Genomic DNA, 17,925 nt, shown 5'->3' on the forward strand with positions numbered 1-17,925 from the left:
ATCCTGCAATCCTTAAATCCTGCGCATCTTAGTTCAGACAGTGGTCTTTATCTTCAGCTCATTCATCTGAAGGTCTGAAATAGTCGATGGTGTATCGATCATCACATCTCTGCCTGAATTGTTTTTAGGGAAGGCGATCACGTCGCGGATAGAATCCAGCCCGGCGAAAATAGATACCATCCTATCGAATCCAAAAGCAAGCCCGCCATGCGGAGGTGCGCCATATTCAAAGGCATCCATTAAAAAGCCGAATTGTTTTTGCGCTTCTTCCGGCGTAAAGCCCAGGTGTTTAAACATCAGGGATTGCAAAGCACGGTCGTGGATCCGGATAGAACCGCCGCCAACTTCGGTACCGTTGATCACCAAATCATAAGCATTCGCCCTAACTTCTCCCGGGTTGGTATCCAACAAGGCAATATCCTCCGGCTTTGGCGAGGTGAAAGGGTGGTGCATAGCATGGTAACGGCTGGTTTCTTCGTCCCACTCTAACAAAGGGAAATCAAGTACCCATAACGGGGCAAAAGTATTTTTGTCGCGCAGGCCCAAACGGTTGCCCATTTCCAGGCGAAGCTCATTCAGTTGTTTGCGCACTTTTTCAGCATTGCCGGCTAAAACAAACATCATATCGCCGGGTTCAGCTTCAAAAGCAGCCGCCCAGTTGGTGAGGTCGTCTTCGCCGTAAAATTTATCCACAGATGATTTGAGCGTACCATCACTCTGGTAACGGCAATAGATCATCCCGGTAACGCCAATTTGCGGGCGTTTTAACCATTCGGTCAGTTCGTCAATTTGTTTGCGGGTATATTCGGCGCAGCCTTTGGCGTTAATGCCAACCACCAGTTCTGCATTATCAAAAATGCTGAACCCTTTGCCTTTTACGATATCATTCAGCTCCACAAACTGCATCCCGAAACGGATATCCGGCTTGTCGGATCCATATAAACGCATGGCATCTGCATATTGCATTCGCGGTACGCTGCCCAGCTCGATCCCTTTAACAGTTCTGAACAAGTGCTGGGTTAATCCCTCAAATACATTTAAAATATCTTCCTGGGTGATGAAAGCCATCTCGCAGTCTATCTGTGTAAACTCCGGCTGCCTGTCAGCACGCAGATCCTCATCCCTGAAACATTTAACGATCTGGAAATACCTGTCGAACCCGCTTACCATCAGCAATTGTTTAAAAGTTTGGGGCGATTGCGGCAGGGCGTAAAACTCGCCCGGGTTCATGCGGCTTGGCACCACAAAGTCGCGGGCGCCTTCGGGGGTTGATTTGATCAATACCGGGGTTTCCACCTCGATAAAGTCAAGACCATCCAGGTATTTACGTACTTCCTGCGCCATTTTATGGCGGAGCATCAGGTTGTTGCGGATAGGGTTGCGGCGCAAATCAAGGTAGCGGTATTTGGCGCGCAGCTCTTCGCCGCCGTCGGTTTCATCCTCTATCATAAACGGCGGAACCTTGGCCCCGTTCAGGACCTCAATTTTGCTTACGCCGATCTCTATCTCGCCGGTGGACATTTTAGCGTTCTTGCTGGTACGTTCCAGCACCGCGCCGGTAACCTGGATTACAAATTCACGCCCGAGTGAACGACTGGTTTCCCTTAAGGAATCATCGCTGTCGGTATTAAAAACCAACTGGGTTAAACCATAACGGTCGCGAACGTCAATAAATGTCATTGCGCCCAGGTCGCGTGATTTTTGGACCCATCCGCATAAAGTAACCGTTTGCCCTAAATGACTGATATTTAATTCGCCGCAAGTATGTGTTCTTAACATGGTACTGATTTATAAAGTTTGCAAAAGTAGGGTTTTAGTCGGAAAGTCCGAAAGACCGGAAGTCCGAAAGTTGACCTAAAAGGCATAAAAATCTTCATCTTTCGGACTTTACTGACTTTTCCGACTTTCGGACTCCAAAAAAACACTACCTTTGCCCCATAATTCTCAAGGGGTGCCTTGCTTTGGTCGCAAAATAATCTGCAGGTTATTTTACCAAACTGAAAGACAGGCTGAGATCAAACCCATGCCCCCCGCCCCCCTGAAGGGGGAGTAAAAAGCTTTTTGGCTGATTACTCCACCCCCTTTAGGGGGCCGGGGGGCTACACCTGATCCGGGTAATGCCGGCGTAGGGAGAGGTAACAAGTTAAGTGTACTGCGTATTCGCCCTGATGCGGAGATGGTTTAACTAAATTTATTTTTAATCATTTTGAAAAATTTATTTTCGGCGTTATTCGCCCTGCTGCTGCCTGTCATGGCTGCGGCCCAATTCTCTGTTTCCGGTAAAGTAACCGACCAGCAAACCGGCGATGTACTGCCCGGCGCTACCATCAGCTTATCAAGCCCGGCAATAAGCACTATTGCCGATGCTAATGGTAAGTATCATTTTAACAATTTAAAAAGCGGTAATTACACATTCAAAGTTTCATTTCTGGGATACCAGGCAATTACCAAAGCAATTTTAATAAACGCTAACGCTGTAAGCAATTTCGCACTGAAACCCGGCACGCTGTTTACCGAAGCCGTTACTGTAAGCGCTACCCGTGCTACCCAAAACTCCCCCACCGCCTTTACCGATCTCAGTAAAAAAGACATCGATAAAAACAATACCGGCCGGGGTTTTGAATATCTGCTGGAGCAAACGCCCTCAACCGTAGTTACATCAAATGCCGGTGCAGGGGTTGGCTATACCAGCATTCGTATCCGCGGATCGGACGCTACCCGTACCAATGTTACGCTCAACGGCATCCCGCTAAACGATGCCGAAGACCAGGGTGTATATTTTGTCGACCTGCCCGACATGGCTTCGTCGGTCGAAAACATCCAGGTGCAGCGTGGTGTAGGTACCTCCACAAATGGCGCAGGCGCTTTTGGTGCAAGTATTAACATACAAACAACCACCCGGCATGATACGGCTTATGCTGAGCTGAATAATTCGGCGGGATCATACGGCACGGTAAAAAACACGGCAAGCTTCGGAACCGGTTTGCTGGGCGACCACTTTAGTTTTGATGGCCGCTTATCCAGGATGCGTTCCGATGGTTATATCGACCGCGCATCCTCCGACCTGAAGTCCTTCTTTTTAAGCGGAGCGTATTATGGTAAAAAAAGCGTGCTTAGGTTGAATGTATTTTCGGGTTACGAAAAAACCTACCAGGCCTGGGACGGCGTACCTGAAGACAGTGTAAAGGCAGGCAACCGCCGGTATAACGAGTTGGGCTATATCAATTCAAGCAATAGCTTTTATAAAAACCAAACCGATAACTATACCCAAAACTATTACCAGTTACTGTACAACCAGCAGCTGAGCAGCAAGCTATCGTTTAGCGGCGCCTTGCATTATACCAAAGGCTTTGGTTATTATGAAGAATACCGCAATGCCGATTCGCTACAATATTACGGGGTAACACCGGTGGTAGTTGGCGGTACCGCTATTGAAGCGACTGACCTGGTGCGCCGTTTATGGCTCAATAACGATTTTTATGGCCTCACCTATAATTTAAATTATAAGCCCGATAACACCCTTAATGCAACACTTGGCGGCGCTTATAACGAATACAAGGGCGCTCATTATAACAATATCGAATGGACCCAGGAGAGCACCAATATTCCGCCTGATTATCAATACTCCCGCAATGATGCTAAAAAAACGGATTTTAATATTTTCGCCCGTGCCGAATATCATTTAGGGAAATGGCTGTTATACGGTGACCTGCAATACCGCCATATTTATTATTCGTTTTTAGGGTTTGACGAAAACCTGAACAATGTGCAGCAGGCGGTCGGGCTTAACTTCTTTAATCCTAAAGCCGGGATTACCTACCAGCTTAACGACAACAGTAACGTATACGCCTCGGTAGCCGTGGGTAACCATGAGCCTAACCGCAGCGATTATACCAATTCTTCGCCGCAAAGCCGCCCCAAGCCAGAAAATCTGAAAGACCTGGAATTGGGTTACCGGATAAATGAAAGCACTTTTAGCGGAAGCATTAACGGGTTTTACATGCTGTACAAAAATCAGCTGGTGCTAACCGGCTCGCTTGATGATGTCGGCGAAGCTATCCGCACCAATATAAAAGACAGCTACCGCGCAGGTATTGAAGCCAGCGCCCGCGTTAAAATAGCCCAGCCTTTAAGCTGGTATATAAACGCTACCCTAAGCGCCAATAAAGTAAAAAACTTTGAGCAATACCTGCAAAACTACGATACCGGAACGCTTGACGGAACACTTTACAAAACAAGCGACATTGCCTACTCCCCTGATTTTACGGGCTCAAGCACTATCAGCTACCGTCCCGTAAAAAATGCCGAAATTGCTTTTATCACCAAATATGTAAGCCGCCAGTATCTTGATAATACCTCAACGGTAAGCCGTTCGCTCGGCGCCTATGTGGTAAACGATTTGCGGCTCAACTATAATTTCAGCATCAAGGGAGTAAAAAATATCGGACTAAGTTTGCTGGTCAATAATATTTTCAGCGAAAAGTACCAATCGGATGGCGCCACCTATCCTGATATTGAAGGCGGCAAAGTGGTGAACTATAATTACTTTTTCCCGCAAGCGCCCATCAACTTTTTGCTTGGGCTAAACCTTAAGTTTTAACCTGATTATGCACCACTGGATCGAGCTTTTTAACGAACAAATCAAGGAAACCAGCCTGCTGCAATGGCTTGCCGTTATATTGGGTGTGGCCGAAGTTTTGTTTGCTTTGTATGATAATATCTGGCTCTATCCTACTGGCATTGCAAGTACCATCATCGCTATATACCTGTTGCTTACGGTGCAGCTTTATGCAGATTCCGCCTTAAATGTTTATTACCTGGTGATGAGCGTTTATGGCTGGGTGCATTGGGCAAAAAAGAAGCAAGGCCCGGAGGTGGTGATCTCCTGGTCGGGCAAAAAGGATTGGGTGATCAGTCTATCCATCTCTATAGGGGGCTGGCTGGTACTATACCTGTTGCTTAAATATTTAACACCATCCAATGTGCCGGTTTGGGATGCCCTGGTATCGTCAACAGCATGGGCCGGGATGTGGCTGCTGGCCAAAAGGAAGATCGAAAACTGGATCTTCCTCAACATTTCAAATTTATTTGCCATCCCGCTGCTGTTTTATAAACAACTGCCGCTTTTTGCTGCGCTTACCTTGTTTTTGTTTGTAATTGCTTTTGGGGGCTTATATAAATGGATAAAGATTTGCAAAGCCCGGCAAGCGGCTGTAACCGGTTAAAAATCGACCCAATGAAAACAGAACATCCCTCAACTCTTTTATCTCCTGACATCGTAAAAATCATCAGAGATTCCGCTTTTGCAGCGGAGCGGCTGGGCAAGATCCATCCTGATCAGCTGGCCATTGTTTATGAGCAAAAATGGTTTAAACTGCTTGTTCCTGAGGTTTATTCGGGGCTCGAAAAATCTTTGCCGGAACTTGTCCGGCTGGAAGAAAGCATCAGCTGGGCAAACGGAAGCCTGGGCTGGGTGGTTACCTTATGCTGCGGTGCAGGCTGGTTTGGCGGTTTTATAGCAGCGGAAAAAGCGACAGAAATATTTGGATCGACGGAGGTGTGCCTGGCAGGCAGCGGCGCAGCCACCGGCGAAGCTGTAATAACGCCAAACGGCTATAAGATTACCGGCAAATGGAAATATGCCAGCGGCGCGGATCATGCCACCCATTTTACTGCCAATTGCATCATCAAAAACGGCGAAGAAGTGGTTTTAAATGATGATGGCAGTCCATTAGTATTGCCTTTCATATTTGAAAGCAGCAAAGTAAATATTTTGCCTGCATGGAAATACACCGGCATGGTTGCCACCGGCAGCGATGCTTTTGAAGCGCAGGGCATTGAAGTAAACAAATTGAATTGTTTTCAAATAAACCCGAATGCCGCTATCGTTAAAAACGTACTGTACCAATATCCTTTTCTGCAATTAGCCGAGGCAACCCTTGCAGCAAATATTTCGGGCATGGCCATTCATTTTATGGATTTGTGCAGCAATATTTTTGCTGAGAAACAGGAACAAGAAAAACTCTCGCCACAACAAAAAAACTTAATTACAGCGCTTTTAGTCAATCACAAAAATAAAATGGATAAAGCCCGAAGATCTTTTTACCGCGCGGTAGATCAATCCTGGCTTACCTTAAAGTCGGATGGGGTTGCTGATAAAAAAACCATAGAAGCCGTAAGTAAAACAAGCCGCATATTAGCCAAAACAGCAAGAGAATGCGTTGACAGGCTTTACCCCTATTGCGGCTTAATTGCTGCAAATACCGATTCGGAGATCAACCAGGTTTGGCGCGATATTCATACCGCGAGCCAGCATTCCTTATTGACCTTCCTGTAATATTTTTAATAGTTTAAAAAATCGGTGTAATCTTCTCCTAATCGGTGAAATCCGCAACAAAACATTGTTAACAAAAATATCACATTGAAATTTAATTGCATTGCAGATATTTGGGCACTTAATCATTCAGCATGAAGATCAAACATTTACTTGTCATAGTATTCGCTTTTGCCGCTGTTTCTGTCTCGGCACAAACAAAAAAGAAACACGCTCAAGCAGTTACAACTATTGCCGATAATTTTGGGCGTGTTGTACCGGATAACTCATTGCCCCGCCCTAAACTGGTAGTGGGCATCGTAGTTGACCAGATGCGTTGGGATTACCTGTACCGTTATTACGACCGCTACCAGGATAATGGCTTTAAACGTTTATTAAACCAGGGTTTCAGCTGCGAAAACACCCAGGTTGATTATATCCCAACATTCACCGGCCCCGGCCATTCTTGTATCTATACCGGTTCGGTGCCTTCTATCCACGGCATAGCCGGAAACGATTTTATCATCCAGGCCACCGGTAAATCGATGTATTGTACAGAAGATACAACGGTACAAACCGTTGGCAGCGAATCAAAGGCAGGCCAAATGTCACCCAAAAATTTACTGGTAACAACCGTTACCGATGAGCTGCGCCTGGCGACCAATTTCAGGTCGAAAGTTATTGGGATCGCTTTAAAAGACCGAGGCGGCATTTTGCCGGCTGGCCATACCGCAAACGCGGCTTATTGGTTTGATGATAAAACGGGCAACTGGATCAGCAGCACTTATTACATGAAAGACCTGCCGCAGTGGGTTAAAGATTTCAACGACCAGAAACTGGCGGAAAACTATTTAAAACTGGACTGGAACACGCTATATCCTAAAGATACCTACCTGCAAAGTACTGCTGACAGTACCAAATACGAAGGTAAATTCAAGGGCATGACCGCGCCCACCCTTCCGGTAAAAACTTCGGGAATGTATAAAGGCAATTTGGGTTTGATCCGCTCAACCCCTTATGGAAATACTTTTACGCTCGACCTGGCTGTTGCCGCCATCAATGCGGAAGAATTAGGCCAGCACCCGGTAACCGATTTTTTAGCCGTAAGTTTATCGTCGCCTGACTATATTGGCCACCAGTTTGGGGTAAATGCCGTTGAAATTGAAGACACTTACCTGCGCCTGGACCGTGATATCGCCAATTTTTTAGTTTATTTAGATGCCAAAGTTGGTAGAGGCAATTATACCGTTTTCTTAACTGCCGATCACGGCGCGGCGCATAATACCGCGTTTTTAAACGATCATAACATTCCCGCCGGGGTTTGGGACGATGGCGCAGCCTTAAAGGACCTGAATAAATTTTTACTGGATAAATATAAAGTTGACGGCCTGGTATTAAGCCTTGCCAATTACCAGGTAAATTTCAACTACAGTATCGTTAATTACCTGCACCTGGATGAAGAAATTTTAAAGAAAGACTGCATCGGTTATTTTGAAAAGCTGCCCGAAGTTGCATTTGCAGTGGACATGAAAAAAGCCGCAACCGCTGCTATCCCCGAAGCCTTGCGTTCCCGTATAGTAAACGGTTACAGCACGGAGCATAGCGGCGAAGTGCAGATTATATTAAAACCGGCATACTTTACCGGACATGGCTCGGGCGATAGCGGCCCAACGGGAACAACCCACGGCACCTGGAACCCTTATGACAACCATATCCCGCTGGTATTCATGGGCTGGGGCATCCAACATGGCAGCCTTACCCGTGAAACACATATGACAGATATTGCCGCAACCATTGCCGCCTTGTTACATATCCAGGCGCCAAACGGCAGCATCGGGACACCGATCAGCGAAGTGCTGGGGAAGTCCGAAAGACGAAAAGAGCAGTGAATTTAGACGCGTTTAAAAAACAAGAAAATTAATCTTTCGGACTTTCCGGACTTCCGGACTTTCCGACTCGAAGCTATGAAGAAATACATATCCAAATTCCACTATCTCACGCAGGACCTGCCGGATCGCAGTCATGTTAAACAGGTGATGATGGCCTGCGGGGCCGGGGCTAACTGGATCCAGTATCGCTGCTTAACAAAGCCGGATGACGAACTGATTGACGAGATTGACGAGATCGCTGAGATCTGCGATGAATGGGGAGCTACCCTTATCCTCACCAATCATTACCACCTGTTGGAGCGGGTGGATGCGCAAGGCGTACATATGGAAGACTTTGATGCCGATTTCAAAATGATCCGAAAGATCATCGGTGAGGATAAAACCCTCGGGGCTTCGGCAACAAACATCAAAAGGCTGCAAAATGTTCAGGCAAGCGGCGTTGTAGATTACTGCGGCTACGGCCCCTTTGCGCATACAGACACCAAACCCAATAACGAACCGCTGCTTGGTTTTGAAGGCTATCGCGAGTTGCAGCAGCACCCTGAAATTGAGATCCCGGTAATTGCAGTTGGGGGCATTCAAATAACCGATGCGGCTAAATTGATGAAAACCGGTGTTTATGGCATAGCCGTATCTGCAGCGGTAAACTTGTCAACTGATCCTGTAGCTGCTTTAAAGGAGATCTATCAGCAGATATATTAGTATATTTGGTCAGGATCAGAATTTACAGAATTATAAAATTTTCAAGATGCAATTTTAAAATCTGCCTGCGCAAAATTTTGTTAATCCGAAAGTTATGTAAATTCCGATTCAAACAGCAATAACGAATTTTAAAATTCGGCCGCCAGAAATTCTGTTAATCCTAAAATTCTGTAAATTCTGATTCAGACAACAATTAGCCATGTCATCTCACCACATCGTCCGCGAAAAACAGGAACCAGCATTATTGGTGCTCGGGCTTGACAATTTTCCCGAAGAAATGCTCGGGCAATTGCTTGAGTGGAGTCCGACGGTGATTGCGACGGCACAAACCGCCGACAATTTGGTTTCCCGGGGGATCAAAATAGATTGGATCATTACCGACGGCACAGCGGAAGTGCCGCAATCAGATGTTAAGCTGATGTCATGCGGCGATTGCAACCTGAGCGATGCCGCTTTGGAGTTCCTTGCCGGAAATGAATATTCAGCGGTTAATATTATAGCGGACGAATTTAAGCTGGAAGATTACGAACCTTTTGCAGATAAAATTAACCTGGTTATTTTTAACGAACACCAAAAAATATACCCTATCGTTTCCGGGTTTAGTAAATGGAAACAAACCGGCGAAATGATCAGGATACTTGGGCCCGCCGATGACCTTATTTTAAACGGGCTGGAAAAAATAACAGACCAGGTATTTGAAACAATTGCCGACGGTTTTTTCACCATTTGCTTTAACCAGCCTTTTTTGTTTATTGCCGAGGATCTTTAACCCATAGGCAAGTCGTTCCCGGTTAAAATACCGCGTTGTAATTTTCATTCTAAAATATACATTGTTGCAATTAATTCCTTATTTTTACATAACGTTACTTTTTAAATTTAAGTAGCGACGCTGCGCCGTTTGTAACAATACTGAATAAGGACAGGCAAAAAGCGGTTTATGCTTATATTTAAAAAATTAATTTCAATAAAATTAAACCAAATAAAATACGTTGAGTCTAAATAATACATTAAAACCAGAACCGGCTTTTCTATTAATCATCCAAAGACATGAAAACACGATATAAAAAACTGATTTACACCGCTTCGGGTGCACTTTTGTGCCTGTTTGCAGCGGGTACAGCCTTTGCCCAACGCCCTGCTGGCGGCGGAGGCGGAGGTGGCGGCAGCCGTCCATCCGGCGGTGGTGGTGGCGGCGGTGGCAGCAGCGTTTCCAGCTCAAGGCCTTCGGGCGGCGGTGGCGGCAATGTAGCCGTTAGCCGGCCATCCGTAAGCAGCTCAAACGGATCCCGCCCTTCAGGCGGAGGAGGAATGGCTCCGCGTGGTACAAGCGTACAACCGCAGCAGCGTACAAATACTTATATTAACCGCCAGGGGGTTGCTCCAAGGGGCAGTTATGGGTATGCGCCACGCACCGGCATTTCAGTTAACGGCAACTTTGGCAATGCGCCCCGTACAGGAGTTGCACCAAGAGGTAATTATGGCTACCCGCAACGCACCGGCGTAGTGGCGCCGCGCGTGGGCGCAAGCCCGGGCACTTCAGCATTTGCAGTTAACGCCTACCGCTCTTCGCCCAGGGTGGGTAATGGGCAGGGAAGTTATTGGGGCAACCATGGCTATTACCATTACAACCGCGGTTACTATGATACCTATTACGGCGTAAACCTGGGTTTCAGTTGCAGGGCCTTACCTTATGGCTATTACCCTTTCTTTTGGGGCGATTACCAGTACTATTTCTGCAATGGTTTGTTTTATACTTATGATAACGAAGAATATACCGTTGTTGAACCACCGGTTGGTGCCGAAGTAACTACTTTACCTGATAAGGCGCAATCTATCGTGATCAACGGACAGCAGTATTATGAGCTGAATGGGGTTTATTACCAGGCGGTTACCAAGGACGACGGAACAGTGGTTTACATGGTTGCCGGTAAAGATGGCGTATTAAACACTGATAACGTACAGAATGACGACCAGCCGCAAGGCCCGCAAATGGGTGATATTGTAACCCAGTTACCGCCAGACTGCCGAAAAATAAAAGTTAGCGGCCAAAAATTATGGGTATCTCCGGATGGTGTTTACTACCAGGAACTGGTGGACGATAAGGGCCTTAAAACCTATAAGGTTGTTGGCCTCCCAACTGATGAACCTGAACAAAACTAAGGTTAAAATATGGCAATATATTGAAAGCGGCAAGTGTAAAACCTGCCGCTTTTTTTATGTCCCGGGCTTTGAAAAACCCCTCAATAAACGTTATAATAGTATTAATTTGGCGTTGCCATTTTGCTTAAGTTTACGACAACAAGCTTACCATGAAACGTATTATCTACCTATTATTACCCGCAATACTTTGCTGCTCATTTGCAAATGCCAAAAAGCATGCTGAACTGAAGTTTTTTGGAGCCGGTGATCCCCATATCCAATACGTTGGCCGGATCGACTTTTCAAACCCGCAAATGCCGCGGTTCTGGGCGCCCGGCGTTTACATTAGGGCAAGGTTTAAAGGATCAAAATGCGTTATGCTCATCAACGACGAAGCAGGCGGGACCAACCACAACTACCTGGAGATCGTGATCGATGGAAAAAATCCATATCGGATACAATTGACTGGTAAACTGAATGAAATCAGCGTGCCGGACGGGCTTGCAGAAGGGGACCACACTCTCCTGATCTGTAAAGACACGGAGTCAAACACCGGCTACATTGAATTTGCGGGCCTTAAATGCGAAAAACTGCTTCCGCTCCCCGCCAAACCCAAACGCAGGATCGAATATTTCGGCGACTCCATCACCAGCGGTACCGGGATGGACCAATCATCAGTACCTTGTGGTAAAGGCCAATGGCACGATCAGCATAACGCCTACATGAGTTACGGCGCGCGTACCTCCAGAAACCTGGATGCGCAATGGCATTTAACCGCGCAAGCGGGCATTGGCCTGGTACATAGCTGCTGCGATATGCATATGGTAATGCCGCAGATCTTTGATAAGGTATATTTCAGGGCTGACACCATTGCCTGGAACTTTGATAAATATATACCCGATGTAGTTACCATTTGCCTGGGGCAGAACGATGGCCCAAAACAGGATTCAGCCTACTTTTGCAGCGCCTTCATCAATTTTATTAAAGCAATCAGAAGTCATTACCCCCAAGCTGACATTGTTTGTTTAACCAGCCCGATGGGCGACCAAACCCTTACGAGCGTCCTGCAACGGTACATTAATGCAATAACCGGCGATTTAAAAGCATCCGGCGATAAAAAGGTATACAAATACTTTTTCTCGCATCAATACCATAATGGCTGCGATGGCCATCCCGATATACAGGAACATGAACTGATCGCCGGTGAGTTGACCGCTTATATCAAACAGCTAAAAGGGTGGTAAAAGATAACGGTAACAAAGGCTAGTCCGTCTTTAGGAAATTACCGTTTTCGTCGAAAACCAGGTCTTTGCCTTTAACTTCTGCTTCGTACATCGTCTTTCCCGCAGCATCTGTTACCCGGCCGGCTTCAGTTACCTTAGCACCCTTATAATGTACTTTTACATAAGGTAAAACATTTTTTGGCAAGTCAGCTACCGGTATAGCTTTAACAATTTCAACAAACACTCCGGCAGGCGTAAACTGAACCGAATTATCTTCGCCCGATTTACCACCCCAGTTTGCTTCAAAATTGCCTTTTTCTTTTTCCCAGCCTACTTTAGTCGCCTCAGGATATTTTTTGGTTAATGCTGACTTCACGACCGCCGGCACATCTTTTGTTTTGATGTCCTGCACCCTTAAGCTTCCTGTTATTAACAGAATAGCCCCTGCTGATAAAAGTATTTTCCTCATCTCCGATATTTATTTATTCAATAATAGGGGTATATTCTGTAGAAAGGCTGATAACATATTGTAGACTTTTGGGATAAATTTAATCCGCACTGGCCAGCCTAAAACATTTTAAATACCCTACGGGTTCAAAAGCACCCATAAGCCCGTTAATTATAAGTACCTTTACTAAAATCCCTGTGGTTATGATACTGTTCTCACGTAAAAATCTGCATTATTCCGATTACAAATGGACTGCCTATGTGCAGCATGATCCGCGCGTGACAGGCAAGCCCGATGAAACCCTTTTTAATAAGGAAGAAGGCAATGAAATGGTGTACCTTATTAATAAACTCATGTCCCTTTGGGACTATCGTTTTTCCAACACCGGCAATAAAATGGAAAAACTCATCCACGATAAACTCCCCGCCGAAATAACCAAACAGGACGAGATCCAGGTTTGGCTAAAGGAAAATCTGAAGTTTTAGTTAGGTTGTTGGAATGTTGCAAGGTTGTAATGTTGCAAGGTTATTAAATTAATAGCCTACCCGTCCAACAGATACCCGCGACACCTGTAATCTTTATTTATACCTGATAAATCAGGTTATTGCAAAGTTGAAAGGCTGTATAAACGCTTCGGCCGAACATTCCAACTTTACAACCTTACAACAAATGCTAACTTATTCAAACTAATTTGCTATACTTGATAAGAGAATGCCTTAGGCCCCTTATACAATTATGGTGGATGAAAAACTCTATGATACCCTGCTCGCAGAAGGGTTAATCAGCGCTGAATCTTTCGAAAAAATAAAGCAAAAAGATGCGGAATCACTGTTTTCCGTCCATTGGGAAATAAAAACCTTGCTTTATTTGGGCATTTTACTGCTTACCACGGGCCTTGGTTTATTGGTTTACGAAAACATCGACAGTATTGGCCATGTATTTGTACTGCTTTTTATAGCATCGATCTGCATGGGTTGTTTCGGGTATTGTTTTAAGTACAAGCTCCCATTCGGTACTTCAAAAGTAAAATCGCCTAATACCGCGTTTGATTATATTTTGCTGCTCGCGGCAACCAGTTTTGTAATTTTTACGGGCTACCTGCAATACCAGTATAAAGTTTTTGGCATGCATTACGGCATGGCCACCTTTATACCGATGCTGGTGCTGTTTTTCGTCGCCTATTACTTTGATCACCTGGGGATCCTGAATATGGCCATTGCCAGTTTAGCCGTTTGGATGGGGGTAACCGTAACCCCCCGCGACCTGCTGGAAAAATTCAACTTTAACAGCGCTACTATCATTTATACCTATCTTACTTTAGGTGTATTATTGATCATTAAAGCATTTGCAACCAATTATCTCAGCATTAAAAAACACTTCGCCTTCAGTTACCAGCATTATGGCGTACATGCGCTTTATATTTCGCTGCTTTCTGGTTATTTTCACTTTTATGATTTCCCTTTCGCCCTGGCTTGGCTCCTGGGAATTGGGGTTCTTTCCTATTTTTTGTATAAAGATGCCACCCGGCAAAATTCGTTTTATTTTTTATTGCTGATGATCTTATACAGCTATGTGGCCATTAGTAGACTGGTGATCCGGATGTTTTCAGGGGGCTATAATACCGGCACTGCGGCACTCATCTTTATGTATTTTATTGGCTCGGCTATAGGGCTGGTTTTATTATTGATCCATTTTAACAAAAAATTAAAGCAGCATGATCAGTTATAACAAAACCTGGCTGGCCAGCCTCCGGGTGAAGGCTCAGCTGCATCAAGAACTTAAACAAGGAAATATTACCAAAGAAGAATTTGCTGCTTTTAACGAAAAATACCCGGTTGGCTTTTACACGCCAAATATATTGGGGCGCATAGGCTTATTTATATTAACTATCGTTATTATCGTTTTTACCGACGCCTTATTATCGCAGATGGTCGGTCAGGCTGCGGAACGTGCAGGCTGGTTCTGTTTCCTTTCGCTATTGAGTTATACGGCGCTGGAGCTGCTCGTACACTTTAAATTTCATTACCGGTCTGGCGTTGATGACGCGCTCCTTGTACTATCGGGCATAGTTTTTACAGGTACCGTTTATTACTTAATTTATGGCGGCAGCGGCAGCGGCAGCACTGATAAGCTTGCGTTTTCAGAGATCGTATTTATCGTAAGCCTTTGGTTAACCATCCGGTTTAACGATATGCTGGCGGCTGCTTTTTGCTCAGGCGCTTTTTTTGGAATCATCCTGTTTGGCTGGACCAGGACCGGATCCATGGGCGTAGCCACCGCCCCATTTGTTATAATGTTTGCGGCAGCGTTTGTTTTCCTGCGTTTGACCTATTATAAAAACAAAAAGGCCCTCATCAATTATCAAAACAGCCTGCTGATTGCACAAATTGTTGGCCTGGTAGTGTTTTACGCCGCCGGCAATTACTACGTGGTACAGGTTTTGGGTGATGAGCTGAAAGGCATTGACAGCAGCACCCACACTGCCGTACCTTTCGCCGTGTTTTTTTGGGCGTGGACAATGCTGCTCCCATTAATTTATATTGCTATCGGGTTGATGCGGAAAGATAAGTTGTTTATCCGCCTCGGCATGGTACTGGTCGCAGCCGCCGTCATCACCTACAAAAATTATTACCACCTGTTGCCTGTCGACGTAGAATTCACCATTGCCGGAGCAGCACTGCTGGCACTGGTTTACGGAATTACCCGGTACCTTAAAACCCCCAAACATGGGTTTACCAAAGAAGATATTGACGAAGATATTAAAGCTGATGAAATTAACGTGGAATCTGTAATAGTTGGCAGCGAATTTTCCGACACCCCAACCGCACCGGCAGACAACGGCGTTAAATTCGGCGGCGGCGATTTTGGCGGCGGCGGTGCAAGCGGAGGTTTTTAGGAGTTGTTGAAATGTTGTAAAGTTGAAATGTTAAAAGGTTATTTTAGCTGCAATCCTAACATTTCAACTTTACAACATTTCAACCTTACAAAGGCCTCACACCAGCTTATCCGGCGTAATGGGCAAATCCCTCACCCTTTTCCCGGTAGCGTTAAATACAGCATTGGCTAATGCTGCGGCTACGCCGATGGTAGCAATTTCGCCCATGCCTTTGGCTCCCATAGGGTTGATATAGGGGTCGGGTTTATTCACAAATAAAGCTTCACATTGCGGGATATCGGCCTGTACAGGCACATGGTAATTGGCGAAATCATTATTCACCAAACGGCCATAACGATGATCGATCACCACCGCTTCTGTAAGTCCCATACCTGTCCCCATAATGGTGCCACCGATGATCTGGCTGCGGGCCGTTTTCTGGCTGACGATGGTACCGCAATCCGCAACGGATACTGCCTTATCTACTTTAACTACACCGGTTGTGGGGTGCACCAGCACTTTCATAAAATGCACCGACCACGAATACATGGCATATTTGGCCATATCAGGGCCGCCTTTTGAGGTAACGGTAACTTCAACAGCCGGCAAATTATGTTGCTGTAATATTTGCGCATAACCACCGCTGCCGCCTTCTACATTACCGCTCAGTTCTTTTAATTTTTGTTTCAGCTGAACACAGGCATCATTCACCGCCGAGCCTACAGTTGAGGTAATAGCCGACCCGCCCTGGGTTGGGGATGGCGGTAAAGAAGAATCTCCGATCTTCACCCTGATATCGCGCGCGGGGATCCCCATCACATCCGAGGCGATCTTCGTCATAAAAGTACCGGTGCCCGGGCCTATATCGGTAACTGCAGTTTGTACATCCAGCGTGCCATCGGCCAGCAACCTTGCTATTACCGTAGCAGCGCCACGGTAAGCACCGAACATGCCGGAAGCCATGCCATAGCCCGAAAGCCATCCGTTTTCCAATACGGTACCCGGTTGGGCATTGCGTTTGCTCCAGCCTATGGCATCGGCGCCCAGTTTGTAGGCATCACTTAAAAACTTGCTTGAATAGGGTTTGCCAGTCAGCGGGTCGGTATCGGCATAATTGCGCAGGCGCAGTTCAATCGGGTCGATATTGAGCGCATGGGCAAGTTCATCCATACCACATTCCAAAGCGATTGCCCCGGTTGCTTCACCCGGACCGCGCATAGGGGTGGGCGTGTTTACATTTAAAGAAGCCAGCCTGTATTTGGTATCCACATTGGGGCAGGCATACATTAGCTGGCTGATATTGACCACTCCTTCGGTAAAATCTTCATAAACGGAGGTTTGCCCGGTAGCCTGGTGACTGATACCCACCAGTTTACCATCCGCAGTGGCACCCAACCCGATCTTTTGCCAGGTATGCGGCCGGTAGCCAACGGCAGTAAACATATCGGCACGGCTTAAAACCAATTTAACCGGTTTTTTTAGCAGTTTAGCAGCCATCACCGCGGCAATTTCATGCGGCCAGGTACGTAAAGCAGCCCCGAATGCCCCGCCCACAAAAGGCGCGGTAACCTGCACATTGGCAGGCTGTAATTTAAATGCCTGGGCTATATTGCGCTGCGTACTAACTACCCCCTGGGTTTTATCATAAACGGTTACCTTATCGTCGCCGTCCCAGTTGGCGATAATGGCATGCAGTTCCATGGGGTTATGCACATTGGTGGGCAGCAGGTATTCCTGCTCTATTTTTACCGGTGCGGTTTTGTAGGCGTCTTCCTGTCCGCGCAAATAATCTTTGGCATTATGCGGTGATACGCCTTTATCCAGGTTTTTGGTCAGCTGGGTTTCAAATGGTGTTTTGTTATAGGTAACATCAATCAATCCACTGGCAAACTGTGCCCGCTCAAATGTATCGGCAAGCACCATAGCTACCGGCTGCCCGTTAAAATAGATCTTCTCGTCGTAAAAGATCTTTAGCGTACCTTTTGCCCCCGCAGGTGTATCCTGGTACCCCGGAACTTTCGGCGCATTTAAATAAGTGATCACCGAGATCACTCCCGGTGCGCTCTCCGCCTTTTTGGTGTCTATACTTTTAATCGAACCACTGGTAATGGTACTCCCCGCCAGTACGGCGTAAACCATCCCTTTGGTATTGTATTCCGCTGAATATTTGGCTTTGCCGGTAACCTTTAACCGGCCATCCACACGACTTAATCCATCGGTAGCTGATGGCTTTTTTGCGATTTTGTTTTCCATGGTATTAGTTCATTTGTTCACTGGTTCATTAGTTCATTGGTAGTATGGCTGATGAACTCCTTCAACTTAATACAGCATTTATA

General features: G+C 46.0%; 14 protein-coding genes. 11 read left to right on the forward strand and 3 right to left on the reverse strand.

The genetic code is table 11. The features are described 5' to 3' along the window. Positions 1–33: 33 nt before the first annotated feature. Positions 34–1,779 (reverse strand): aspartate--tRNA ligase, encoded by a 1,746-nt coding sequence (gene aspS, locus MgSA37_RS25645; RefSeq protein WP_096356355.1) that lies wholly within the window; start codon positions 1,777–1,779, stop codon positions 34–36. 427 nt (positions 1,780–2,206) lie between these two features. Here aspS and MgSA37_RS25650 point away from each other — a divergent pair, with 427 nt between their 5' ends. From MgSA37_RS25650 to MgSA37_RS25685, 8 genes are all read left to right on the forward strand, one after another. Beyond that, positions 2,207–4,600, forward strand: a complete 2,394-nt coding sequence (locus MgSA37_RS25650; RefSeq protein WP_311732854.1) for a TonB-dependent receptor — start codon at positions 2,207–2,209, stop codon at positions 4,598–4,600. Positions 4,601–4,607: 7 nt separating this feature from the next. Beyond that, entirely contained in the window at positions 4,608–5,225 is a 618-nt protein-coding gene (pnuC, locus tag MgSA37_RS25655; RefSeq protein ID WP_096356357.1) for a nicotinamide riboside transporter PnuC, read from the forward strand. Next, positions 5,180–6,337: an acyl-CoA dehydrogenase family protein gene (locus tag MgSA37_RS25660; protein ID WP_096356359.1), complete on the forward strand. Its 1,158-nt coding sequence runs from the start codon at positions 5,180–5,182 to the stop codon at positions 6,335–6,337. The genes pnuC and MgSA37_RS25660 overlap by 46 nt, the downstream gene beginning before the upstream one ends. 131 nt (positions 6,338–6,468) lie before the next feature. After that, positions 6,469–8,202 carry an alkaline phosphatase PafA gene (gene pafA, locus MgSA37_RS25665; RefSeq protein ID WP_096356361.1) on the forward strand — a complete coding sequence of 578 codons (1,734 nt, stop codon included), beginning with the start codon at positions 6,469–6,471 and terminating at the stop codon, positions 8,200–8,202. 75 nt (positions 8,203–8,277) lie between these two features. Next, positions 8,278–8,904 (forward strand): thiamine phosphate synthase, encoded by a 627-nt coding sequence (locus tag MgSA37_RS25670; protein WP_096356363.1) that lies wholly within the window; start codon positions 8,278–8,280, stop codon positions 8,902–8,904. Positions 8,905–9,103: 199 nt separating this feature from the next. Then, entirely contained in the window at positions 9,104–9,673 is a 570-nt protein-coding gene (locus tag MgSA37_RS25675) for a thiamine diphosphokinase (protein WP_096356365.1), read from the forward strand. A gap of 278 nt (positions 9,674–9,951) precedes the next feature. Beyond that, positions 9,952–11,064, forward strand: coding sequence for a DUF6515 family protein (locus MgSA37_RS25680; protein ID WP_096356367.1), 1,113 nt, complete (start codon positions 9,952–9,954; stop codon positions 11,062–11,064). Positions 11,065–11,213: 149 nt separating this feature from the next. Further along, complete coding sequence (locus MgSA37_RS25685; protein ID WP_096356369.1) at positions 11,214–12,287, forward strand: SGNH/GDSL hydrolase family protein; 1,074 nt, start codon at positions 11,214–11,216, stop codon at positions 12,285–12,287. 19 nt (positions 12,288–12,306) lie between these two features. Here the strand turns inward: MgSA37_RS25685 and MgSA37_RS25690 are convergent, their stop codons facing one another. Then, entirely contained in the window at positions 12,307–12,735 is a 429-nt protein-coding gene (locus MgSA37_RS25690; RefSeq protein ID WP_096356371.1) for a PepSY-like domain-containing protein, read from the reverse strand. A gap of 182 nt (positions 12,736–12,917) precedes the next feature. Here MgSA37_RS25690 and MgSA37_RS25695 point away from each other — a divergent pair, with 182 nt between their 5' ends. The 3 genes from MgSA37_RS25695 to MgSA37_RS25705 all read left to right on the forward strand — a co-directional run bounded on the left by MgSA37_RS25695 (position 12,918) and on the right by MgSA37_RS25705 (position 15,610). Then, the gene (locus MgSA37_RS25695) at positions 12,918–13,199 is read left to right on the forward strand and encodes a hypothetical protein (protein ID WP_096356373.1); all 282 of its coding nucleotides are present in this window, start codon (positions 12,918–12,920) and stop codon (positions 13,197–13,199) included. Between the two features lie 250 nt (positions 13,200–13,449). Further along, positions 13,450–14,442 (forward strand): DUF2157 domain-containing protein, encoded by a 993-nt coding sequence (locus MgSA37_RS25700; protein ID WP_221199393.1) that lies wholly within the window; start codon positions 13,450–13,452, stop codon positions 14,440–14,442. Next, positions 14,429–15,610, forward strand: a complete 1,182-nt coding sequence (locus MgSA37_RS25705) for a hypothetical protein (protein WP_096356375.1) — start codon at positions 14,429–14,431, stop codon at positions 15,608–15,610. Before MgSA37_RS25700 ends, MgSA37_RS25705 begins: the two co-directional genes overlap by 14 nt. A 96-nt stretch (positions 15,611–15,706) precedes the next feature. Here MgSA37_RS25705 and MgSA37_RS25710 read toward each other — a convergent pair whose 3' ends face one another. Then, complete coding sequence (locus tag MgSA37_RS25710; protein WP_096356377.1) at positions 15,707–17,842, reverse strand: xanthine dehydrogenase family protein molybdopterin-binding subunit; 2,136 nt, start codon at positions 17,840–17,842, stop codon at positions 15,707–15,709. Between the last annotated feature and the right edge of the window lie 83 nt (positions 17,843–17,925).

This window comes from Mucilaginibacter gotjawali, assembly GCF_002355435.1.
GTDB classification, from domain to species: Bacteria; Bacteroidota; Bacteroidia; order Sphingobacteriales; family Sphingobacteriaceae; genus Mucilaginibacter; species Mucilaginibacter gotjawali.